Genomic DNA, 19,492 nt, shown 5'->3' on the forward strand with positions numbered 1-19,492 from the left:
TCCCCAGGGCGGCGGGCTTTCCGCCGGAGAGCCCGCGGTAAAAGGGGCGGTCCGGGGCGCTGTCCGCCACCCGGGCCGGGGCGGGCCGCTCTGTGTTCCAGGCGGGACGGGCCGCCGGACGCTCCGCCGGCGCCTTGGCGGCGCTCTCCGCCCGGAAGGCCCCCGCGTCCATGCTGCGGAAGAAGTCCCCCCGGGGGTTCACCGCCTGCTCCGTCGCCTTGGGGGCGGGCACCGGGGCGCCCTTCTCCGCCAGGGCGTCCAGCACGGTGTGGTACACCGCGTCAAAAACCTCCCGCTCCCGGGCGAACTTCACCTGGGTCTTGGCGGGGTGCACGTTCACGTCCACCGCCGTCACCGGCAGCGTCACGGACAGCACGCAGCCGGGGAACCGGCCCTTCATGAGCTGGTTGCGGTAGCCCTCCTCCAGGGCCGCCGTCAGCAGCTGGGACTTGATGAACCGGCCGTTGACGAAAAACACCTGCATGGACCGGGACCCCCGGCCCAGCAGCGGCGGCGTCACGAAGCCGGAGACGGCGATCTCCCCGCCCCGGCCCTCCACCGCCACCAGTCCCCGGGCGAACTCCCGGCCCAGGGCGGCGTACACCGCGGAGTCCAGCCGCCCGTCGCCGGGGGTGTGGAGGGCCTCCGCGCCGTCCTTAATCAGCTTGAAGGAGACGTCCGGGTGGGACAGGGCCAGATGCTGCATCAGCCCTGCCACGGCGGCGGTCTCCGCGCTGTCCTTGCGCATGAATTTCAGCCGGGCGGGGGTGTTGTAAAACAGGTCCCGCACGGTCATGGTGGTGCCCTCCGGGGCCCCCGCCTCCTCCACCCTGCCGGGGACGCCCCCCTCCAGGTGCAGCGCCGCGCCGCAGGCCGCCCCCCGCTGCCGGGTCAAAACGTCCACCCGGCTGACGGCGGCGATGGCCGCCAGGGCCTCCCCCCGGAAACCCAGAGTGCCGATTCTGCCCAGGTCCTCCGCCTGGCGCAGCTTGGAGGTGGCATGGCGCAAAAAAGCGGTGGGCAGCTCCCGGGGCGGAATGCCGCAGCCGTCGTCCGTCACCCGGATGAGGCCCATGCCCCCCCGCCGAATCTCCACCACCACGGCGGAGCACCCCGCGTCCAGGGCGTTTTCCACCAGCTCCTTCACCACGCTGGCCGGCCGCTCCACCACCTCTCCGGCGGCGATCAGGTCCGCCACATGGGCGTCCAGTTGTGCAATCTCAGGCATGGTTCCGCTCCTTTCCCGGGACGGCCCCGCCGCGTCACGCCGCGGAGGCGCCCCGTGTTGCATCCTCACACAAACAGCCACACCGCCAGGGGAATGGTGACGATGGAGAGGACGGTGGTCAAAAAGGTGATCTGGGCCATGGTCTCGGCGTCGCCGTCAAATTCCAGGCACAGCATGGTGCCGTTCACCGCCGCGGGCATGGCCATCTGGGCCACCGCCACCCCCAGCACCAGCGGGTCCGTGTTCAAAAACCGCAGCACCACCCCCAAAGTCGCCGGCATAATCAGCAGCCGCACGGCGGAGAGCACCCACATCCGCACGGAGGTGAGGACCTGCCGGGCGGACATGCCCGCCAGCATGGACCCCAGCACCAGCAGCGACAAAGGAATGTTCACATCGGCCACGATCTCCGCCATGGCGCCCACCATGGGCGGCAGGTGAATGCCCGCCAGGGTGACAAAGAGGGTGAAACACGCCATGAGGATCGCCGGGGAGAGGAGCTGCTTCCAGTGAAAGCGGATCTTCCCGCTGATCATCAGCGGCCCCAGGGAGTAGTTCAGCAGGTTGAAGGGCATCACCAGAATCACCGCGTAAAAGAGGCCGGTGTGGCCGAAGAGGGCCTCTACCAGGGGATAGCCGATGAAGCCCACGTTGGGAAAGCTCAGGAGGAACTGCCACACGCCGATCTGCTTGGGGGTCCCTCCCGCCAGCCGGGGCACCAGCAGGGCAAAGGCGAACTCCACCACGTAGAACACCACCGCCACCAGCAAAACGGACAGCACCTCCGCCACCCCCGGCAGATTCTCCTCGTTGGCCACAGAGGAGAGGATCAGCGCCGGGGTGGTGATGTTCAGAATCAGCTTGGAGAGTTTTTGGTTGGTCTCCCCGCCCAGGTAGCCCAGCCGGTGCGCCAGGTATCCCACGGCCACCGCAAACAGGATGACCACCATTTCGTTAAACGTGTCGAAAAAACTCATGCCCAGTGACTCCTCTATTTCTTTTCTGTCTCTCCCGCCGTCAGGCCAGCATGGTCCACACGGACAGGGCGTTGGCCGCGGCGTGCAGCCCCACGGCGGTCCACAGCGTGCCGCTGTGGTCGTAGGCCCAGGCCAGCACCAGTCCCGGCACCAGATACTGGACCATCAGCACAAAGTAGGTGATGTCCTGGTTCACCACCGCGAACTGCCACACGTGCAGCAGCGCGAACAGCAGGCAGCTCACCAGGTACGCCGCCGCCCGGCTCTTTCCCCGGAGATTGCCGAACACCAGCCCCCGGAACAGCACCTCCTCCACAAAGGGCGCCAGAAACACGACGATCAGCAGCGTCATATGGGGGGCGGCGTCGATCTGGGCAGAGATGGTGGTGTTGTTGAGGTTGGTGTGGTTGCGCACCAGCAGGTTGGTCAGCCGGTACACCAGCTCGTTGAGGCCGTACAGCGCCACCAGCCCCGCCGCCAGGGTCTTGCAGGCGGTGCCCAGGTTCTCCGCCAGCAGGCGGGAGGTCCGGGCCAGGAAGCCGTGGAAGATCACCACGGTGACGGCGAAGAGCAGGTAGTAATAGATGATGTTTTGCAGCACCGGGGAGATGGTCAGCCCCAGCAGCCGCCCCGCCAGGCGAAACAGCGGCGCGGTGGCAAAGGGCAGCACCAGCAGGTAGATCACAAAGAAGATCACCCCGGCAATCTGCTCCCCCGCCGTCATATGGGTCGTGGATTTCCGTCTAGCCATCCCGTGCCTCCGTCAGGAAAGTTTTTGTTTCAGCTCGTAGAGCAGACCCATGGCCTCGATGGGGGTCAGGGTGTCCGGCTGGCAGCGGCGCAGGGCGTCCAGCACCTCGCCCTCCCCGATGGACCCCAGGGACACCTGGTCCGTCTCCCGCCGGGGCGCGGTGTAGGAGACCCCGTTCTCCTCCTCCAGCTCCTTCAAAACCGCCTTGGCCCGCTGGACCACCTTCTCCGGCAGGCCCGCCAGCCGGGCCACCTCGATGCCGTAGCTCCGGTCCGCCCCGCCGGGGACGATTTTGCGCAGGAAGATGATGTCGTCCCCCCGGGCCTTCACGGCGATGTTGTAGTTCACGGTGCCGGGGAGGGTGTTCTCCAGCTCCGTCAGCTCGTGGTAATGGGTGGCGAAGAGGGTCTTGGCCCCCAGCAGCTTCCTGTCCGCGCAGTACTCCAGCACCGCCCGGGCGATGGACATGCCGTCAAAGGTAGAGGTGCCCCGGCCGATCTCGTCCAGAATCAGCAGGGAGTTTTTGGTGGCGTGGTGCAAAATGTCGGAGACCTCCGTCATCTCCACCATGAAGGTGGACTGCCCGGCGGAGAGGTCGTCGCTGGCGCCGATGCGGGTGAAAATCCGGTCCACCACGCCAATGTGGGCGTGGCGGGCGGGGACGAAGGACCCCATCTGGGCCATGAGGACGATCAGCGCCACCTGGCGCATGTAGGTGGACTTGCCCGCCATGTTGGGTCCGGTGATGATGGCCACCCGCTCCTCCCTCTCCCCCATGAAGGTGTCGTTGGGGACGAAGAGGGTGTCTTTGAGGACCTGCTCCACCACCGGGTGGCGGCCCTCCCGGATCTCGATGACGCCGGACTCGTCCACGTCGGGGCGGCAGTAGCCCCGGCGCACCGCCACGGCGGCGAAGGAGGCCAGGGCGTCCGCCTCCGCCAGGGCGGCGGCGGTCCGCTGGATGCGGGCGGCCTGGTCGGAGACCTCCCGGCGCAATTGGGTGAACAGCTCGTACTCCAGGGCCACCACCCGCTCCGAGGCGGTGAGGACGGAGTGCTCCAGGTCCTTGAGCTCCTGGGTGATGAACCGCTCCCCGTTCACCAGGGTCTGCTTGCGGATGTACGTCTCGGGCACCTGGTCCTTGAAGGAGTTGCTGACCTCGATGTAATAGCCGAAGACCTTGTTGTAGCCGATTTTCAGCGTGCGGATGCCGGTGCGCTCCTTCTCCCGGGCCTCCATCTCCGCGATGACGCCCTTGCCCCCCTTGAGAATATGGCGCAGGCGGTCCACCTCCTGATGGAAGCCGTCCCGGATGAAGCCCCCCTCCCGAACGGAGAAGGGCGGCTCGTCGCAGATGGCGGCGGCAATCCGGCCCCCCACGTCCTCCAGGGTGTCCAATTGCTCGGTCAGCTCCGCCAGGCGGCGGTCGGAGAAGGCCGCCAGCTGGGCGCGGACGGCGGGCAGTTTTTCCATGGCGGCCCGGAGGGAGGCCATGTCCCGCCCCCCGGCGGTGCCGTAGACGATGCGGCCCAGCAGCCGCTCCATGTCCCCCAGGCCCGTCAGGGCGGCGATCAGCTCCTCCCGGGCGATGGTGTTCTCCACCAGGGCGGCTACGGCGGCGTTGCGCTTGCAGATGGCGGTGACGCTGAGGAGGGGCCGCTCCATGAAGCTGCGCAGGCACCGGGCCCCCATAGGGGTTTTGGTCTTGTCCAGCACCCACAGAAGGCTCCCCTTCTTCTCCTTGGCCCGGAGGGTCTCCGTCAGCTCCAGATTCCGCCGGGCCGCCAGGTCCAGCTCCATAAACCGGCCCTGCTCGTAGTAGTCCAGGTCGTTGATGTGAGAGAGGTCCGTCTTCTGGGTCTCGTACAGGTAGTTCAGCAGTCCGCCCAGGGCCATGGCCGCCGCGGGGGTTCCGGCGGGCAGGCGGCCCAGGGCCTCCTCGCCGAACTGTCTGCGGATGTTCTTCTCCGCCTCGGCCAGCAAAAAGCGCCGCTCTCCCCCGTTTTCCACCCGGCAGGAGAAGGTCTCCGCCAGGGCGTCGGTCAGGCCCTTTTCGGCATAGGCGCCGTCGTTCAAAATGGCCTCCACGGGGGAAAAGCGGCCCAGCTCGTTCACCACGTGCTCCAGCCGGTCTTTGCCGGTAAAGGCGGTCAGGTGGGCCTTGCCGGTGGAGATGTCGCAAAAGGCCACGCCGGCGGCGCGGCTGTCCATGTAGATGCCGCAGAGGAAGTTGCTGGACTTGTCGTCCAGGCAGGCGGCGGCGATGACGGTGCCGGGGGTGACCACCCGGATGATGTCCCGCTTCACCAGGCCCTTGGCGGCGGCGGGGTCCTCCATCTGCTCGCAGATGGCCACCTTGTAGCCCTTGGCGATGAGGCGGGCGATGTAGGCCTCGCTGGCGTGGTAGGGGATGCCGCACATGGGAATCTGCTCCTCGGCGGGCTTCTGGTGCTTGCCGTGGTCCCGGCTGGTGAGGGTCAAATCCAGCTCCCGGGAGGCCAGGCGGGCGTCGTCGTCGAACATCTCGTAGAAGTCCCCCAGCCGGAAAAACAGGATGGAGTCCGGGTTGTCTTTTTTGATCTCCAGATATTGCTTCATCATGGGGGTCAGCTCCGCCATGCGTCTCACCTCATTGTTTTTTGTCTTTGGGTTGGTGGCAAATCAGCTCGTCCACCGATATGGCGTAGAAGTCCGCCAGGGCCACCAGAGTGGAGAGGGTGGGCTCCCGCTGGCCCCGCTCGTAGTTCTGGTATGCGCGCCAACTAATGCCGATTTGCGGCGCCAGCTCGGTCTGCGTCAGCCCCGCCTTTTTTCTCAACTCTAAAAGATGTTCGGCAAACGTCATCGTTTCCTCTTTTCCAATTGACACGCACGAACAGGTGTGTTATTATAAACGCACACGAACGTGTCTGTCAATTCCTTTCCGTTTCGTCGCCTGAGACGGGGAATGCCGCCCATCGGGCAGGGGTGGGAGTTCCGCCCGCCGGGGCGGGGGTGGCCGCACATCGCGCGGACGCCGCCTGAAGGGGCGCCCCCCCTTCAAATCTCCACCACCCCACCGCCGGACAGGCGGCACAGCCGCTCCCCCAGAATTCCCCGGAGGCGCCGGTAGGCGTACTCCCCGGTACAGTGGCCCGTGTAATACACCGTGGCCCCCGGCAGCAGGGCCTGCCCGGTGCGGTCGATCAGCGCATCGGCCTCCGGGTCTCCCTCCGCCAGTTGGAACAGGTGGAAGCCGCCCACGGCGGCGTCGGGCCGGCGGCCCAGGCGGTCCTCCGCCCCCCGGAGGATGTTAACGATGCCCCGGTGGGCGCAGCCCGCGATCAAAACCGTCTTGCCCGCCGCCCGGATCAGCAGGTTCTGCTCATGGGCGAAGCCGTCCGGACGGAAGTCCTCCCCCATCTTCTCCCGGAGGGCGGCGCTGGCGTCCAGGGCGTCGAACACCCGGGGCGGGTCGGAAAAGAGGGTCAGCTCCCGGTCGATCACCGTCTCTCCGCCGGTGAGGCGGAAGCGGTCCCGGTAGGCCGCCAGCTCCAGCGGCAGGCCGATATAGGCCGGCTCTCCCCCGTCCTCCACGGCGTAATAGGCGCCAAAGGCGGCGCGGTGGAGGTAGACGGCTGCCCGGGTATTGAGACGGCAGAAGGCGGCCAGGCCGCCGCCGTGGTCGTAATGCCCGTGGGAGAGCACGGCCACGTCCACCGCCTCCAAATCCACCCCCAGCGCCTGGGCGTTGGCAAGGAAGGCCTCATCCGGTCCCATGTCGAAGAGGATGTTGTGCAGCGGCGTCTGGATGTACAGCGACAGCCCGTGGGCCGCGGCCAGGCCGGGGCGGCAGGCGGTGTTCTCCAGCAGGGCCGTCACCCGCACGCACCGCTCCCGCCCCACCAGCTCATCCAGGGACAGGTCGTAAAAATCCGCCAGGGCCACCAGGGTGGAGAGCGGCGGCTCCCGCAGTCCCCGCTCGTAGTTTTGATATCCGCTCAGGCTGATGCCGACCTTATCCGCCAGTTCCTGTTGTTTCAGGCCGGTTTCTGTCCTCAACTGAAAAAGGTGCTCGGAAAGCGTCATCTTAACTCCTCTTTCTGTTGACAACCACAAACGTAGGTGCTACACTGTCATTATAGCAACTACGTTTGTAGTCATCAATATGGTGGTGAACATTTATGGACGATTATATCGGCATTCTGCTGCATCATCTGAGCGAGGGGCGCCCGGCCCGGCTGTCCGGCCCCTTCTCCGCCCAGCAGGCGGAGGCGGACCGGGCCTCCCAGGCCCTGTGGGACACCCTCTCCCCGGCCCAGCGCAAGCTCTTCCTGGCCTACGAGGACGCCCAGAACGCCTGCGACGGCCTCAGCGCCGACGCTTACGCCCGGCGGGCCTTTCTGCTGGCGCGGCGCATCTTTCGTCAGGCTTCCCGACCATACAGCGCCCAGGTGTTGCTGTCCGTCACCACCGCGTCCACAAAGCGGCCGATGAGGGCCTTATCCCCCTTCAGCCGGACCAGGCGGTTGCCCTCCGTCCGGGCGGAGAGGGGGTAGTCCCCGTCGCCGCTCTCGCCGTCCACCAGCACCCGCACCGTTTTGCCCACATAGGCCGCGTGGAGGGCGGCGGACCGGGCGTTCTGCACCGCCAGCAGCTTGTCGAACCACACCTGCTTCTCCTCCCGGGGCACCGGGTCCGGCATCTCCGCCGCCCGGGTGCCGGGGCGGGGGGAGTAGATGAAGGTGAAGAGGGCGTCAAAGCCCACCTCCTCCACCAGGGACACGGTGTCCATGGCCTCCGCCTCCGTCTCCCCGGGGAAGCCGATGATGACGTCGGAGGTCAGCACCAGATCCGGCATGACGCCCTTGGCGTAGCGGATCAACTCCAGGTACTGCTCCCGGGTGTAGCGCCGGTTCATCTCCCGCAGCACCCGGTTGTTTCCGGACTGGAAGGGCAGGTGGAGCTGCTTGGCCACGTGGGCACAGCGGGCCATGGTGTCGAAGAGCTTTTTCGTGGCGTCCTTGGGGTGGCTGGACATGAAGCGGATGCGGTACTCCCCGGGGATTTGGTCGATGTCCGCCAGCAGGTCCGCGAAGTCGTACCCCGTCCCCAGGTCGTTGCCGTAGGAGTTCACGTTCTGGCCCAGGAGGGTGATGTCCCGGTACCCCGCCTCCACCAGCTCCCGCACCTCCTCCAGCACCCGCCGGGGCTCCCGGCTGCGCTCCCGGCCCCGGACGTAGGGCACGATGCAGTAGGAGCAGAAGTTGTTGCACCCGTACATGATGGAGACCCAGGCCTTCACGCCCTTCTCCCGCACCACGGGAAGCCCCTCGGCGATGGTGCCCTCCTCGTCCGCCACGGAGAAGACCCGCTTCCCCGTGTCGTACACCTGCCACAGAAGCTCCGGAAACCGCCACAGGGCGTGGGGGCCGAACACCAGGTCCACGTGGCGGTAGGACTCCCGCACCCGCCGGCTCACCCGCTCCTCCTGGGCCATGCAGCCGCACAGGGCCACCACCTGCTCCGGGTTCTCCCGCTTGGTGTGGGTCAGCATCCCCAGGTTGCCGAAGACCCGCTGCTCCGCGTGCTCCCGGACGGCGCAGGTGTTCAAAATCACCAGGTCCGCCTCCCCGGGCTCCTCCGTAAAGGTGAAGCCGCAGCGCGCCAGCATGCCCTTGAGCCTCTGGCCGTCGGCCTCGTTCTGCTGGCAGCCGAAGGTGTCCACGCAGGCCGCGGGGTGGGCCTGCCGGGCGGCAAACCGGGCGGCAATTTTCTCCTCAAACGCCCGCTGGCGGGCCAGGTCCGCCGCCGGGACCTGTACATCTCTGCGTTCCAAATTGCGCTTCCTCCGAATGTTGATACTTTAACGCAGGTATCATAGCATAAAAGCCGGGAAAGCACAAGACGAAAACGCCGGGGAAGCCCCCCTTCCCCGGCAAAAAAAGGGGAGCGGCACCGGTGTGCCGCTCCCCCCGCCTTATCCCATTTTGGAGACCAATCTGCCGAACTGCTTCGGGTCCACGTCGTCCTCGGCGATGACGTGGGCCTTCTTGCCCACCAGTGCAAACAATCCCAGCAGAGAACGGGCGTCCAGCATCAGCGTATCGGTGCTCAGCCAGACTTCGTACGGCGTCTCGCAGGCCAAGTGGTTGATCTTCTCCACCTGCTCCCTGCTCTTGATCGCGATTTCATGGATCATGCTCGTTACCTCCTCACGTTTCCGTTGGGCGCCTTTTCCAGCGCCTACCCACAGTGTAGCAGGCAGAGCGAGCCGCCGTCAAGGTTCGTTTTTGTTAAATCTGACGGTAGTAATCGTTTTTCTACTGTAAGTTTCGCACAAAAGTAATCGTTTTTTTATGTGAAAAAGCAAACAATCCGTCGGAAGGGGAACCTACGCCCGGGCGGCCAGCTTCCGCAGTTGGGCGCGAAACTCCTCCGGCAGGGGGCAGTGCAGCTCCACCGTCTCCCCGGTGCGGGGGTGGACGAACCGCAGCCCCACGGCGTGGAGGCACTGGCCCTGGAGGCCGGGCACCGCCTTTTTGGCGCCGTACACCGTGTCCCCCAGGATGGGGTGGCCCAGATAGGCCATGTGGACCCGGATCTGGTGGGTGCGGCCGGTCTCCAGCCGGCAGCGGAGGTGGGTACAGCCGGGATAGCGGGCCAGAACCTCCCAGTGGGTGACGGCGGGGCGGCCGGAGGCGGTCACCGCCATCTTCTTGCGGTCCGCGGTGCTGCGGCCGATGGGGGCGCTGACGGTGCCCCGGTCCTCCCGGAGGGTGCCGGTCACCAGGCACTCATAGGTCCTTGCCAGGGTGTGGTCCTGGAGCTGGGCCGCCAGGCGCTGGTGGGCGCAGTCGTTCTTCGCCGCGATGATGAGGCCGGAGGTGTCCCGGTCGATGCGGTGGACGATGCCGGGCCGCAGCGCCCCGCCCACGCCGGAGAGGCTGCCCCGGCAGTGGTGGAGCAGGGCGTTTACCAGCGTCCCGTCCGGGTGGCCGGGGGCGGGGTGGACCACCAGCCCCTTGGGCTTGTTCACCACGATCACGTCGTCGTCCTCGTACACCACATCCAGGGGGATGTCCTGGGGGGCGGCGTCCGCCGCCGCCGGGTCCGGCAGCGCCACCGTCAGGGTCTCCCCCGGGGTCAGACGGTGGTTTTTGGCCAGGGGCCTTCCCTCCCGGGTGACCCGGCCCTCCTCTAGCAGCCGCGCCGCGGCGGAGCGGGTGACGCCCTCCAGCCGGGCGGCCAGCCAGGCGTCCACCCGGCTCCCGGCGTCCGCCTCAAGCGCCTGGAGCGTCAGAATCTCCATGTTTCGTTTCCCTCTTGTCGTATTTTTCGTAGAACCACAGGTAGTACACCACCGCCAGCACCGCGCCGCAGACCACGCACATGTCCGCCACGTTGAACACCGGATAGCTCATGAACTGAAAGTCAAACATGTCCACCACATAGCCCAGGCGGACCCGGTCCAAAATGTTGCCCAGGCCCCCGGCGAGGATCAAAAACGCGGCGGACACCCCCAGGGGGTGGCGGACGATGCGCCGGACCAGCACAAACACCACCGCCAGGACAATGCAGGTGGTGACGCCCACCAGCAGCCACCGCTGGCCGGAAAAGCTGGACCAGGCGGCGCCGTAGTTGTGGACGGAGCGGAGCTGGAGGAAGCCCGGCAGCAGGGGCATGGTCTCCCCCAGAGGGAGGTGCAGCGTGACCCAGTGCTTCACCCACTGGTCCAGCCCCAGCAGGGCCAGGGCCACCAGGGCGCCGATTGTATACAGTATCATACGGGAAGTTCTCCTCAAATCAGGTATTTGTTCACCACCGGAATCCGCCGAAGCACCGCGTAGACGGCGCAGCCGCAGCCCAGGAGCAGCAGCGACAGCAGCGGCACGGTCACGGCGGCGGGGCCCACCAGGGCGGTGAGCCCCAGGCGGGCGAAGGTCTTCAGGAAGAAGACATGAACCAGAAAGACGCAGAAGGACGCCCGGGAGACCACCTCCGCCGCCCGTCCCACCGCCTGGGAAATCCGGGCGGTCATGCACAGGCCGTAGATCCCCACGGCCTCCAGGCACATGCCCACGCCCATCCCCTCCAGGAAGTGGGTGTTCAGCCCGCCGTCCGCCAGGGAGGCAACCCAGCTCCCGCAAAAGCCCGTCAAAAATCCGGCGGCGGCCAGCAATGCCCAGGGCCAGCGGCGGGAGGAGGCGTGGTAGGCCGTCAGGTAGCGGCCCAGGAGGGTGTAGCCGATGGCGGCGTAGGTCATGTTCATCAGCCACTGCCGGGGGATGCCCACCAGCAGCGTGAAGGGCCAAAAGGTCTGCACGGTGGGGTAGAGAATGCCCAGGAGGAACCACAGCCCCAGGAGGTACTCCAGCTGCCGCCGGTCCGCCCGGGCCGCCACAAGCTGGGTGATGGGCAAAAAGGCGTACACCAGCAGCATGATGTGCAGGTAGTACAAATGCTCCTCATGGCGGAACAGCACCACCTCCTTCCCCGCCTGCACCAGCGCAGCCCCCGACGGCCACCCGTAGGAAAAAAGGCCGAACAGCTTGTAGCACGCCGCCCAGAACAGCAGCGCGATCAGCAGCCGGGGAAAGTTTTTGGTGTACAGCTTTTTCAGGGTCATCTCCCTGTCCGGGTGCAGCAGCAGCGCTCCGCTGGCCATCAGGAACAGCGACACGCTGATGTGGGAGGCCGCCGCCCAGAAGAGGGCCCACAGCCAGGCCGGTGTGCCCACGCCGCCTGCGCCGAAGGCGGGGACGGCCACATGGCTGATAAGCACGTCGCAGATGGCCACGGTCTTGACCAGATCCACGGCGTGGTCCCGGGTGTGTGCGGTGAAAACGGTAGAACGCTCCATGGAACGCCGTCCTTTCTTCGCTCTCCGCCCGAAAGCGGGAGGAGCGGGGCTGTCCGCCCCGCTCCTAGTGTAATGGATTCCCCCACAAGATGCAACCAGAATCAAAACTGCGGCAGCTTCGCCACCACGGCGGCGCAGCGGGGGCAGAGGGTGGGATGGTCCGCATCCTCCCCCACCCGGGTGGAGTGCATCCAGCAGCGCTCACACTTGGCGCCCTTGGCCTCGCTGACCTCCACGGTCAGCCCCGGGTAGGCGGTGCCCGTGCCGGTGACGGAGCCCGCCTCCGGCGCGGCGCCGGACACCTGGCAGTCCGAGACGATGAACAGCTCCGCCAGATTCAGCCCCATCACCTGCACCAGGGCGGAGGCGGAGGCGTCGTCCCCGGCGTGAAGGGCCACATGGGCCTCCAGGGCCTTGCCGATCTTCTTCTCCGCCCGGGCGGCCTCCAGCACGGCGTTCACGTCCCGGCGCAGGTTCTCCACCACGGCCCACTTCTCCATGGCCGCCTCATCCAGGGCGTAGTCCGTGAAGGGGTGGTTCATCTCGTTGAACACCACGTTGCGCCCGTCGTCCCCGGCCCGGTGGGGCATGGCCAGCCAGATCTCGTCGCAGGTGAAGGGCAGGATGGGGGCCATGAGCTTGGTTATGGTGTCCAGAATCAGGAACAGGGCGGTCTGGGCGCTGCGGCGCTTGGCACCGTCTCGCTCCTCGCAGTACAGCCGGTCCTTGATGATGTCCAGGTAGAAGTTGGACAGCTCCACCACGCAGAAGTCGTTGACGGCGTGAGTCACGGCGTTGAAGGCGTAGTCGTCGTAGGCCTGGCCGCACTTCTCCATGAGGGCATTCAGCGCCGTCACCGCCCAGCGGTCCAGCTCCTCCATCTGCTGGGGGGGCACCAGGTCGTCGGCGTTGAAGCCGTCCAGATTGCCCAGGCAGTACCGGGCGGTGTTGCGGAACTTCAGGTAGTTCTGGGAGAGCTGCTTGAAAATCTCGTCGGAGCAGCGCATGTCGGCGTGGTAGTCGGCGCTGGCGGCCCACAGCCGCAGCAGATCCGCGCCGTACTTGTTGAAGATCTCATAGGGGTCCATGCCGTTGCCCAGGGACTTGTGCATGGCCTTGCCCTCGCCGTCCACGGTCCAGCCGTGGGTGATGCACTCCCGGAAGGGCGCCCCCTGGCCCAGGGTGCCCACGGCGGTGAGCAGACTGGACTGGAACCAGCCGCGGTACTGGTCCAAGCCCTCCATATACACGTCGGCGGGCCAGAAGCCCTGGTCCCGCTTCATGGAGGCGAAGTGGGTGGAGCCGGAGTCAAACCAGCCGTCCAGGGTGTCCTCCTCCTTCTCAAAGCCGGCGGCGCCGCCGCAGTGGGGGCAGGTGAAGCCCTGGGGCAGAATCTCCTCCGCCTCCCGGGCAAACCAGGCGTTGGAGCCCTCCTTCTCAAAGAGGGCGGAGATGGCGGCGATGGTCTCGTCGGTGCACACGGGCTTGCCGCAGGACTTGCAGTACACCACGGGGATGGGCAGGCCCCATCTGCGCTGGCGGGAGATGCACCAGTCGCTGCGCTCCCGGATCATGGACTTCATCCGCTCGATGCCCCAGGCGGGGACCCAGCGCACGTCGTCGCAGGCGGCCACCGCCTCCTCCTTGAAGGCGTCCACGGAGCAGAACCACTGGGGTGTGGCCCGGAAGATGATGGGCCCCTTGCAGCGCCAGCAGTGGGGGTAGCTGTGCACGATGTCCTCCTGGGCGAAGAGGGCGCCGCTCTCCTTCATGTCCGCCAGGATGACGGGGTTGGAGGCCTCGGTGGAGAGGCCGGCGTACTTGCCGGCGTAGTCGGTGTGGCGGCCCTGGTCGTCCACCGGCACCACCATGTCCATGCCGTAGCGGCGGCAGGTCTGGTAGTCGTCGGCGCCGAAGCCCGGGGCGGTGTGGACGCAGCCGGTGCCGGAGTCCATGGTCACGTAGTCCGCGTTCACCAGGCGGGAGGTCTTGGGCAGGAAGGGGTGGTCCGCCAGCATGTTCTCGAAGAAGGCGCCGGGGTGGGTCTCCAGCACCTCGTAGCGGTCAAAGCCGCCGATGCCCATGACCTTCTCCACCAGGGCCTCGGCCATGACGTAGACCTCCCCGCCGGGGGCCTTCACCAGGGCGTAGGACTCCTGGGGGTGGAGGGCGATGGCCAGGTTGCCCGGCAGCGTCCAGATGGTGGTGGTCCAGATCACGAAGAAGAACTTCTCCTTGTCGTAGGCGGAGAGCTTCCCCAGGTCGTCGCGAAGGGGGAACTTCACGTAGACGGTGGTGCAGGGGTCGTCCTGGTACTCGATCTCCGCCTCCGCCAGGGCGGTCTCGTCCCGGGGGCACCAGTACACGGGCTTGAGGCCCTTGTAGATATAGCCCTTCTGGTACATGGCGCCGAAGACCTTGACCTCCTCCGCCTCAAAGGTGGGGTGCATGGTGGCGTAGGGGTGCTCCCAGTCGCCCAGGACGCCCATCCGCTGGAAGCCCTCGCTCTGGACGTCCATATAGTGCTGGGCGAACTCCTGGCAGGCGGAGCGGAAGTCCGGCACGGACATGGACTTGCGGTTGAGCTTGTTCTGCTTGATGATGGCGGACTCGATGGGCATGCCGTGGTTGTCCCAGCCGGGGATATAGGGGGTGTACCGGCCCCGCATGGCGTAGGAGCGGGTGATGAAGTCCTTGATGGATTTGTTCAGGGCGTGGCCCATGTGCAGCGCACCGTTGGAGAACGGAGGGCCGTCGTGGAGGTTGAAGCGGGGCTTGCCCTCGTTCTTCTTCAGCATCTCGTGGTAGACGTCCAGCTTCTCCCAGCGCGCCAGCATCTCCGGCTCCCGCTTGGGCAGGCCCGCCCGCATGGGGAAGTCGGTCTTCGGCAGATTGATGGTCTTGTTGTAATCCATATCCGCGGTTTCTCCTTTATTACAGTAATCAATTCCTGGCAAAAATAAAAAGCACCCTGTCTCCGAAGAGACAAAGTGCCAGAAAACACTCTGCGGTACCACTCTTGGTTGCCCCTCCCTCGCGGGAGGCGGCCGCTCACAGCCTGCGTTCACAGGCCGACGGAGTAACGCCCGTCACACGTCCACGCTTACTCGCGTCGTCTTTCAGCAGGAGGCTCCAAGGTGATTTTCCCCCTCTGCGCCCGTCCGCCTCTCACCAACCGGCGGCTCTCTTTGCGGGGATCAAAGGGATACTCGTCCTTATCGACGCCAAAATGTTCAATTACCGAATTATAATATCACGTTTTGGCGGTTTGTCAACAGGAGAATTGTGTGATTTCCGGGGCTGACCGCCTGCCGGGCAAAGACGGGGGAATCCGCGCACGGCGCGGGGACAAGGGATTCTACCCCTCGGGGCGGAAATCAATTCCCCCTGCCCGAAGGGCAAAAAAAGGACCGGCCCTTTCGCCGGCCGGCCCTCGCTCACTGATAGCGATACTGCATGCCCGTGTACTGGTCCACGCAGCTCAAAAACATCTCCCTGCTGCGGAACTCCAGCAGTTGGCAGCCCTCCTCCTCATGGAAGGACACGATGCGCCGCCGGGTGTCCACCCAGACGCGCCACAGGTTTTCAGCAAGATTTTTTTGTTCCATACGGAGTACTCCCTTCCTGGTATTCACACAACAGCGGATTTCTTCCCTGCTTCTGACTATAAGACGATTCAGCGGGCCGTTTTGTTGCACGGTTTTCAAAAAAATTTCCACGGCGCCTCAGGACATCGCCTCCAGCTCCGCCGCCACGTCCCGGAGGAAGTCCGTCCATGCCTCCGGGTTTTCCACATAGTAGAGGGGGCACGCCTTCCCCGTCACGTCGTAGTGGCGGATCACCGCCTCCTCCGGGTCCAGCCGGAAGGTCTGGCACAGCCAGGCGGTCAGCTCCACCAAACGGCGGTAGGTGACGGGGGCGAAGGCCCCCGTCTCATCCGGGTGGCAGACCTCCACGGAGACCGTGTCCTCATTGCGCCCGTTGGAGGCATAGGCCACCTCCGTCAGGGGCACGCACTGGACCACCTCCCCCTCCAGCCCCACGATGAAATGGCTGGAGGCGTAGGTCCCCTCCTCCCCGGAGGCCAGGGAGGCAAAGTAGTTGCGGTTGGCCTGGGCGGTGGTGCCGGGGTTGCCCACGTAGTGGATCACCACCCCGTCGATGCGCTCCAGGGGGGTGCCGGGGCGGGACCACTCGTTCACCGGCAGCAGGTCCTGCTCCACATCCGCCGGCACCTCCACCCCGGCGCCCTCCGGGCCCCGGTTCGCCCACCAGATCCAGGCCGTGCCGCCCGCCAGGACGAACACCAGGCCCAGACACAGCGCCACGAACCGGGGATTCCATCTTCTTCTCTTTCTGCGTATCCGCGTCGTCATGCTCTCAGACCCCGTTTGATATGTTTTGGACGCCCGCCGTCAGGCCGGGACCTCCGTCTCCTCCAAAGAGGCGGGCTCCTCCACCAGCGTGCCGGCCGAGGCGGCGGTATCCTCCGCGTACAGCTGCGAGTAGGTGATGAGGTCCCCCTCCGTCACCAGCCCCAGCTCCCGCAGGCAGTTCAGCGTCTCCGTCATGCCGGGGCGCAGAACCACTCTGATCCAGTCGTTGTAGGTGCGCTCCTCAAGGTAGCAGGAGAAATTCAGCTCCAGGGAGACGGCGTAGGAGCCGTCGCTGTCCCGCCCGGCAAACCAGTCGTAGCTCCCCCAGGCACCGGCGGCGGCATCCCGCTCCACGGCGGCCAGGATAGCGGCGGCCTCCCGGCTGCCCAGGTCGTAGCCCTGCTGCCGGCGCTCCACATAGAGGGAGCCGTTGGAGATCTCATACCGGCTGTCCCCGACGCGGAGGCGCTTGGTCCGCATCTCCTGGCTGTTCAGCAGCTGATCCAACAGCTGGTCGTAGGTCCCCGCCTGGGCCAGCCGGTCCCGGGCGATGGGCAGGTTGTAAAACCGATCCACCGTGCGCCCGTCCTTCAAGACATAGGTCAGGTGCAGGGCGTTGCCAAAGGAGAGGTTCTCGTCCTGCCGGAGGTCTCCGTTCCAGTCCTGCTGCTCCAGCTCCCGGATGTACGCCCAATCGGCGGCCACGGCGGCATGGACCCGGCGGACCTCCTCCAAAAGGGCGTCCTCCTCGCCGGGATAGAAGGTGTAGTTATTGTCCGCCACATAGAGCTCCACCCGCTCCACCTCGCCGACCGCCGGCACCCGGCCGGACACGCCCAGGAGGTCGAAGCGCAGCACGCAGCACACGGCGACGCAGCATGCCGCCAGAAGGAGCAGGCCCTTCCAGCTGCCCCGGAACACCTGCAGGGACTTTCGCAGCAGCATGGCGGAGGCGTAATAGCCGATGACGCCCGCCACGATCATGCACACCGTCATGGGCACCGCGTCGTAATACGGGCTGTACTGCACATTCTGCCAGAACAGCTCATAGAGCAGGATGCCCCCCAGCAGGGCCGCCAGGGCGGTGACGCCGCAGCGGAACACCGGCCGCAGCCAGCCCACCGCCACCACGTCGCCGGCGCTCTCACTGTGGCGGCGGCGGTACAGCAGCCAGGCGGCGGCCAGCAGCGCCGCACCCACCAGGACATAGACGCCCACGATCCAGAAGCCCTCCAGGTCGATGGCGGTGAGGGTGTTGCGGTAGTAGCCCGTGCCGTTGGCGGCCCGGCGCAGCACCTCCTCATAGGTCCCGTTGGGCCGCAGTCCCCGCTCCAGGGTCACGGTGGGGCACAGCCACTCCGCCACGCCGGAGTAACTGCGATTCAGGCCGAAGATGAAGCCCTGGGCCAGGGTGGACACCAGCCAGTCCAGCAGCACCGACAAAAAGTGCAGCAGGAAGTAGACGGCGGGCAGGGCAAAGAGGTTGCCGGTGACAAAGGCCGCGAAGGTGGCGCTGGCGAAGTAGAAGAAGCTCTCCCCCAGCACCCCCAGGACGGTGACCGCCAGCCCCACCGGCTCAAAGCCGCCGTAGGCCAGGGAGATGAGGACGCACAGCGCGCCGGTGACGGCGTAGGGAATCAACATCATGGCCATGCCGGAGAGGAAGTTGGTCCAAAACAGCCCCTCCCGCCGGATGGGCAGGGTGTGCAGCAGCCCCACGCTGCGGGCGTTGTAGAGATAGCTCCACACCATCATGGCACAGAGGATCGCGTACAGCAGCGACACCACCGGCACCGCCACGGTCAAAATGCTGTAATAGGCCCGGGTGAACTCCAGCGGGTCGATGCTGCCCTCATGGCCGCGTATCAGCTGCATCAGCATGGCCAGGGGGAACAGCGCCCCCACAAAGGAGGCCATGCCCCACAGCGGCCAGAAGCGGGTCAGATTCTTGCGGAACAGGGCTCTGTTAAAGAACGATGTCTTTGACGGCATAGTTCGCACCTCCCAATTCATAAATAAAGATCTCCTCCAGCGTCAGGGGCACCGCGTCCACCAGCATGGGGTTGTACGCCGCCAGCCGGGCGGTGGCCTCCTCCGCGTTCATCCGCATGATGAGGGTGTGAATCCGGCCGATCCGGGAGACGTGGAGCACCGGCAAGTCCGCCGGCACCTCGTTCACGCCGTCCTGGAACACCACCTGCAGCTTCACCATGTTGTCCTGGAGCTGGGCCAGGGACCGCTCCAGCAGCACCTTGCCCCGGTCCATGATGCCCACGTGGTCGCACACGTCCTCCAGCTCCCGCAGGTTGTGGGAGGAGACCAGCACCGTGGTGCCCCGCTGGGCCACGTCCCCCATCACCAGCGACCACACCTGCCGCCGCATCACCGGGTCCAGCCCGTCCACCGGCTCGTCCAGAATCAGGTAGTCCGGCATGGCGCTGAGGGCCAGCCAGAAGGCCACCTGCTTTTGCATGCCCTTGCTCAGGCGGCGGATGGCCCGCTTTTCGTCGATGCCGAAGACGTCTTTCAGCTTCTCATAGCGCTCCATGGAAAAGCTGGGATAAAATCCCCGGTAAAAGCGCATCATATCCCGGATGGTGGACTGCAAAAAGTAGTACCAGTCGTCGGGGATGGAGGCGATTCGGGCCTTCAGCGCCGCGTTTTCCCACACGGTCTCCCCGCCTATGCTCACCTGGCCCCCGTCCTGGCGGTAGATGCCCGTCAGGTGGCGGATCAGGGTGGATTTTCCCGCGCCGTTAGGGCCCACCAGGCCGTAGACGCTGCCGGCGGGCACGGACAGCGTGGCGCCGTCCAGCGCCGCGAAGCCGTCAAACCGCTTGACCAGGTTCTTCACTTCGATCATGTCTTCTCCTCCTTCACCAGCGCCAGCAGCTCCTCCTGCCCCACGCCCAAAAACCGCAGCTCCGCCAGCAGCTCCCGCACCTTGCCCAAAAGCTCCCGCTTCCGGGCCTCGTCTGCGCCGGCGTCCCCGGCGGCAAAGCTCCCCTTGCCGGGGACGGAGTAAATGTACCCCTCCCCCTCCAGCTCGTTGTACGCCCGCTGAATGGTGTTTGGATTGATGCTCAGCTGGGTGGCCAGCGCCCGCACGGACGGCAGCTTTTCGTCCGGCGACATGGCCCCGGTGACGATCAGCTTGCGCAGTCCGTCCTTGATCTGCTCATAGATGGGCCGGGAATCCCGGTAGTTCAGGCTGATCACATCCTCACGCTCCCTTCCGTTTTTCCTGACGGCTCCCCCCGGGTCCGCCGTTGCAACTGTACTAACTGTACTAGTACAGATAGGATAACACGGAAGTAT

Annotated in this window: 17 protein-coding genes and 1 other annotated feature; all 17 genes read right to left on the reverse strand. The window is 66.0% G+C overall.

Translation table 11 applies throughout. From position 1 onward, the window contains the following. On the reverse strand, positions 1 to 1,228 hold a 1,228-nt coding region (gene mutL / locus QZS21_RS07185), incomplete at its 3' end, for a DNA mismatch repair endonuclease MutL (protein ID WP_295581809.1). A gap of 65 nt (positions 1,229 to 1,293) precedes the next feature. Next, entirely contained in the window at positions 1,294 to 2,205 is a 912-nt protein-coding gene (locus QZS21_RS07190; RefSeq protein WP_295581811.1) for an AEC family transporter, read from the reverse strand. A 40-nt stretch (positions 2,206 to 2,245) separates the two neighbouring features. After that, positions 2,246 to 2,956 carry a CPBP family intramembrane glutamic endopeptidase gene (locus QZS21_RS07195; protein WP_295581813.1) on the reverse strand — a complete coding sequence of 237 codons (711 nt, stop codon included), beginning with the start codon at positions 2,954 to 2,956 and terminating at the stop codon, positions 2,246 to 2,248. Positions 2,957 to 2,968: 12 nt separating this feature from the next. Continuing rightward, positions 2,969 to 5,575: a DNA mismatch repair protein MutS gene (gene mutS, locus QZS21_RS07200; RefSeq protein ID WP_295581815.1), complete on the reverse strand. Its 2,607-nt coding sequence runs from the start codon at positions 5,573 to 5,575 to the stop codon at positions 2,969 to 2,971. Positions 5,576 to 5,585: 10 nt separating this feature from the next. Then, positions 5,586 to 5,801, reverse strand: a complete 216-nt coding sequence (locus QZS21_RS07205) for a helix-turn-helix domain-containing protein (RefSeq protein WP_295581817.1) — start codon at positions 5,799 to 5,801, stop codon at positions 5,586 to 5,588. A 194-nt stretch (positions 5,802 to 5,995) separates the two neighbouring features. Further along, the gene (locus tag QZS21_RS07210) at positions 5,996 to 7,024 is read right to left on the reverse strand and encodes a helix-turn-helix domain-containing protein (RefSeq protein WP_295581819.1); all 1,029 of its coding nucleotides are present in this window, start codon (positions 7,022 to 7,024) and stop codon (positions 5,996 to 5,998) included. 337 nt (positions 7,025 to 7,361) lie between these two features. Then, a complete protein-coding gene (gene miaB, locus QZS21_RS07215) occupies positions 7,362 to 8,774 on the reverse strand; it encodes a tRNA (N6-isopentenyl adenosine(37)-C2)-methylthiotransferase MiaB (protein ID WP_295581821.1) in 1,413 nt (470 codons plus the stop codon). A 141-nt stretch (positions 8,775 to 8,915) separates the two neighbouring features. Beyond that, positions 8,916 to 9,137 carry a hypothetical protein gene (locus QZS21_RS07220; protein WP_295581824.1) on the reverse strand — a complete coding sequence of 74 codons (222 nt, stop codon included), beginning with the start codon at positions 9,135 to 9,137 and terminating at the stop codon, positions 8,916 to 8,918. 192 nt (positions 9,138 to 9,329) lie between these two features. Then, positions 9,330 to 10,247 carry an RluA family pseudouridine synthase gene (locus QZS21_RS07225; RefSeq protein WP_295581826.1) on the reverse strand — a complete coding sequence of 306 codons (918 nt, stop codon included), beginning with the start codon at positions 10,245 to 10,247 and terminating at the stop codon, positions 9,330 to 9,332. Then, entirely contained in the window at positions 10,219 to 10,722 is a 504-nt protein-coding gene (gene lspA / locus QZS21_RS07230) for a signal peptidase II (protein WP_295581828.1), read from the reverse strand. The genes QZS21_RS07225 and lspA overlap by 29 nt, the downstream gene beginning before the upstream one ends. Before the next feature lie 14 nt (positions 10,723 to 10,736). Further along, a complete protein-coding gene (locus QZS21_RS07235) occupies positions 10,737 to 11,798 on the reverse strand; it encodes an acyltransferase (RefSeq protein WP_295581830.1) in 1,062 nt (353 codons plus the stop codon). Between the two features lie 101 nt (positions 11,799 to 11,899). Beyond that, a complete protein-coding gene (gene ileS, locus QZS21_RS07240; RefSeq protein ID WP_295581833.1) occupies positions 11,900 to 14,713 on the reverse strand; it encodes an isoleucine--tRNA ligase in 2,814 nt (937 codons plus the stop codon). 63 nt (positions 14,714 to 14,776) lie between these two features. Then, positions 14,777 to 15,029: a binding site (T-box leader), on the reverse strand. Between the two features lie 206 nt (positions 15,030 to 15,235). Then, positions 15,236 to 15,406 (reverse strand): hypothetical protein, encoded by a 171-nt coding sequence (locus tag QZS21_RS07245; RefSeq protein ID WP_295581835.1) that lies wholly within the window; start codon positions 15,404 to 15,406, stop codon positions 15,236 to 15,238. Positions 15,407 to 15,523: 117 nt separating this feature from the next. Continuing rightward, positions 15,524 to 16,126: a peptidoglycan recognition family protein gene (locus tag QZS21_RS07250; RefSeq protein WP_366557582.1), complete on the reverse strand. Its 603-nt coding sequence runs from the start codon at positions 16,124 to 16,126 to the stop codon at positions 15,524 to 15,526. 87 nt (positions 16,127 to 16,213) lie between these two features. Then, on the reverse strand, positions 16,214 to 18,166 hold the full coding sequence (locus QZS21_RS07255; protein WP_295581839.1) for an ABC transporter permease: 1,953 nt from the start codon (positions 18,164 to 18,166) through the stop codon (positions 16,214 to 16,216). Then, positions 18,141 to 19,037 carry an ABC transporter ATP-binding protein gene (locus QZS21_RS07260; protein WP_295581841.1) on the reverse strand — a complete coding sequence of 299 codons (897 nt, stop codon included), beginning with the start codon at positions 19,035 to 19,037 and terminating at the stop codon, positions 18,141 to 18,143. Before QZS21_RS07260 ends, QZS21_RS07255 begins: the two co-directional genes overlap by 26 nt. After that, on the reverse strand, positions 19,034 to 19,393 hold the full coding sequence (locus QZS21_RS07265; RefSeq protein WP_295581843.1) for a GntR family transcriptional regulator: 360 nt from the start codon (positions 19,391 to 19,393) through the stop codon (positions 19,034 to 19,036). The genes QZS21_RS07260 and QZS21_RS07265 overlap by 4 nt, the downstream gene beginning before the upstream one ends. Positions 19,394 to 19,492: the final 99 nt, after the last annotated feature.

Source organism: uncultured Oscillibacter sp. (assembly GCF_900544955.1).
Classification (GTDB): Bacteria; Bacillota; Clostridia; order Oscillospirales; family Oscillospiraceae; genus Oscillibacter.

Excerpts from the sequence above, each read along its gene's own strand:
- QZS21_RS07190 (WP_295581811.1), bottom strand. The coding sequence starts at position 2,205 with ATGAGTTTTTTCGACACGTTTAACGAAATGGTGGTCATCCTGTTTGCG.
- QZS21_RS07195 (WP_295581813.1), bottom strand. The coding sequence starts at position 2,956 with ATGGCTAGACGGAAATCCACGACCCATATGACGGCGGGGGAGCAGATT.
- mutS (WP_295581815.1), bottom strand. The coding sequence starts at position 5,575 with ATGGCGGAGCTGACCCCCATGATGAAGCAATATCTGGAGATCAAAAAA.
- QZS21_RS07205 (WP_295581817.1), bottom strand. The coding sequence starts at position 5,801 with ATGACGTTTGCCGAACATCTTTTAGAGTTGAGAAAAAAGGCGGGGCTG.
- QZS21_RS07210 (WP_295581819.1), bottom strand. The coding sequence starts at position 7,024 with ATGACGCTTTCCGAGCACCTTTTTCAGTTGAGGACAGAAACCGGCCTG.
- QZS21_RS07220 (WP_295581824.1), bottom strand. The coding sequence starts at position 9,137 with ATGATCCATGAAATCGCGATCAAGAGCAGGGAGCAGGTGGAGAAGATC.
- QZS21_RS07225 (WP_295581826.1), bottom strand. The coding sequence starts at position 10,247 with ATGGAGATTCTGACGCTCCAGGCGCTTGAGGCGGACGCCGGGAGCCGG.
- lspA (WP_295581828.1), bottom strand. The coding sequence starts at position 10,722 with ATGATACTGTATACAATCGGCGCCCTGGTGGCCCTGGCCCTGCTGGGG.
- QZS21_RS07235 (WP_295581830.1), bottom strand. The coding sequence starts at position 11,798 with ATGGAGCGTTCTACCGTTTTCACCGCACACACCCGGGACCACGCCGTG.
- ileS (WP_295581833.1), bottom strand. The coding sequence starts at position 14,713 with ATGGATTACAACAAGACCATCAATCTGCCGAAGACCGACTTCCCCATG.
- QZS21_RS07245 (WP_295581835.1), bottom strand. The coding sequence starts at position 15,406 with ATGGAACAAAAAAATCTTGCTGAAAACCTGTGGCGCGTCTGGGTGGAC.
- QZS21_RS07255 (WP_295581839.1), bottom strand. The coding sequence starts at position 18,166 with ATGCCGTCAAAGACATCGTTCTTTAACAGAGCCCTGTTCCGCAAGAAT.
- QZS21_RS07260 (WP_295581841.1), bottom strand. The coding sequence starts at position 19,037 with ATGATCGAAGTGAAGAACCTGGTCAAGCGGTTTGACGGCTTCGCGGCG.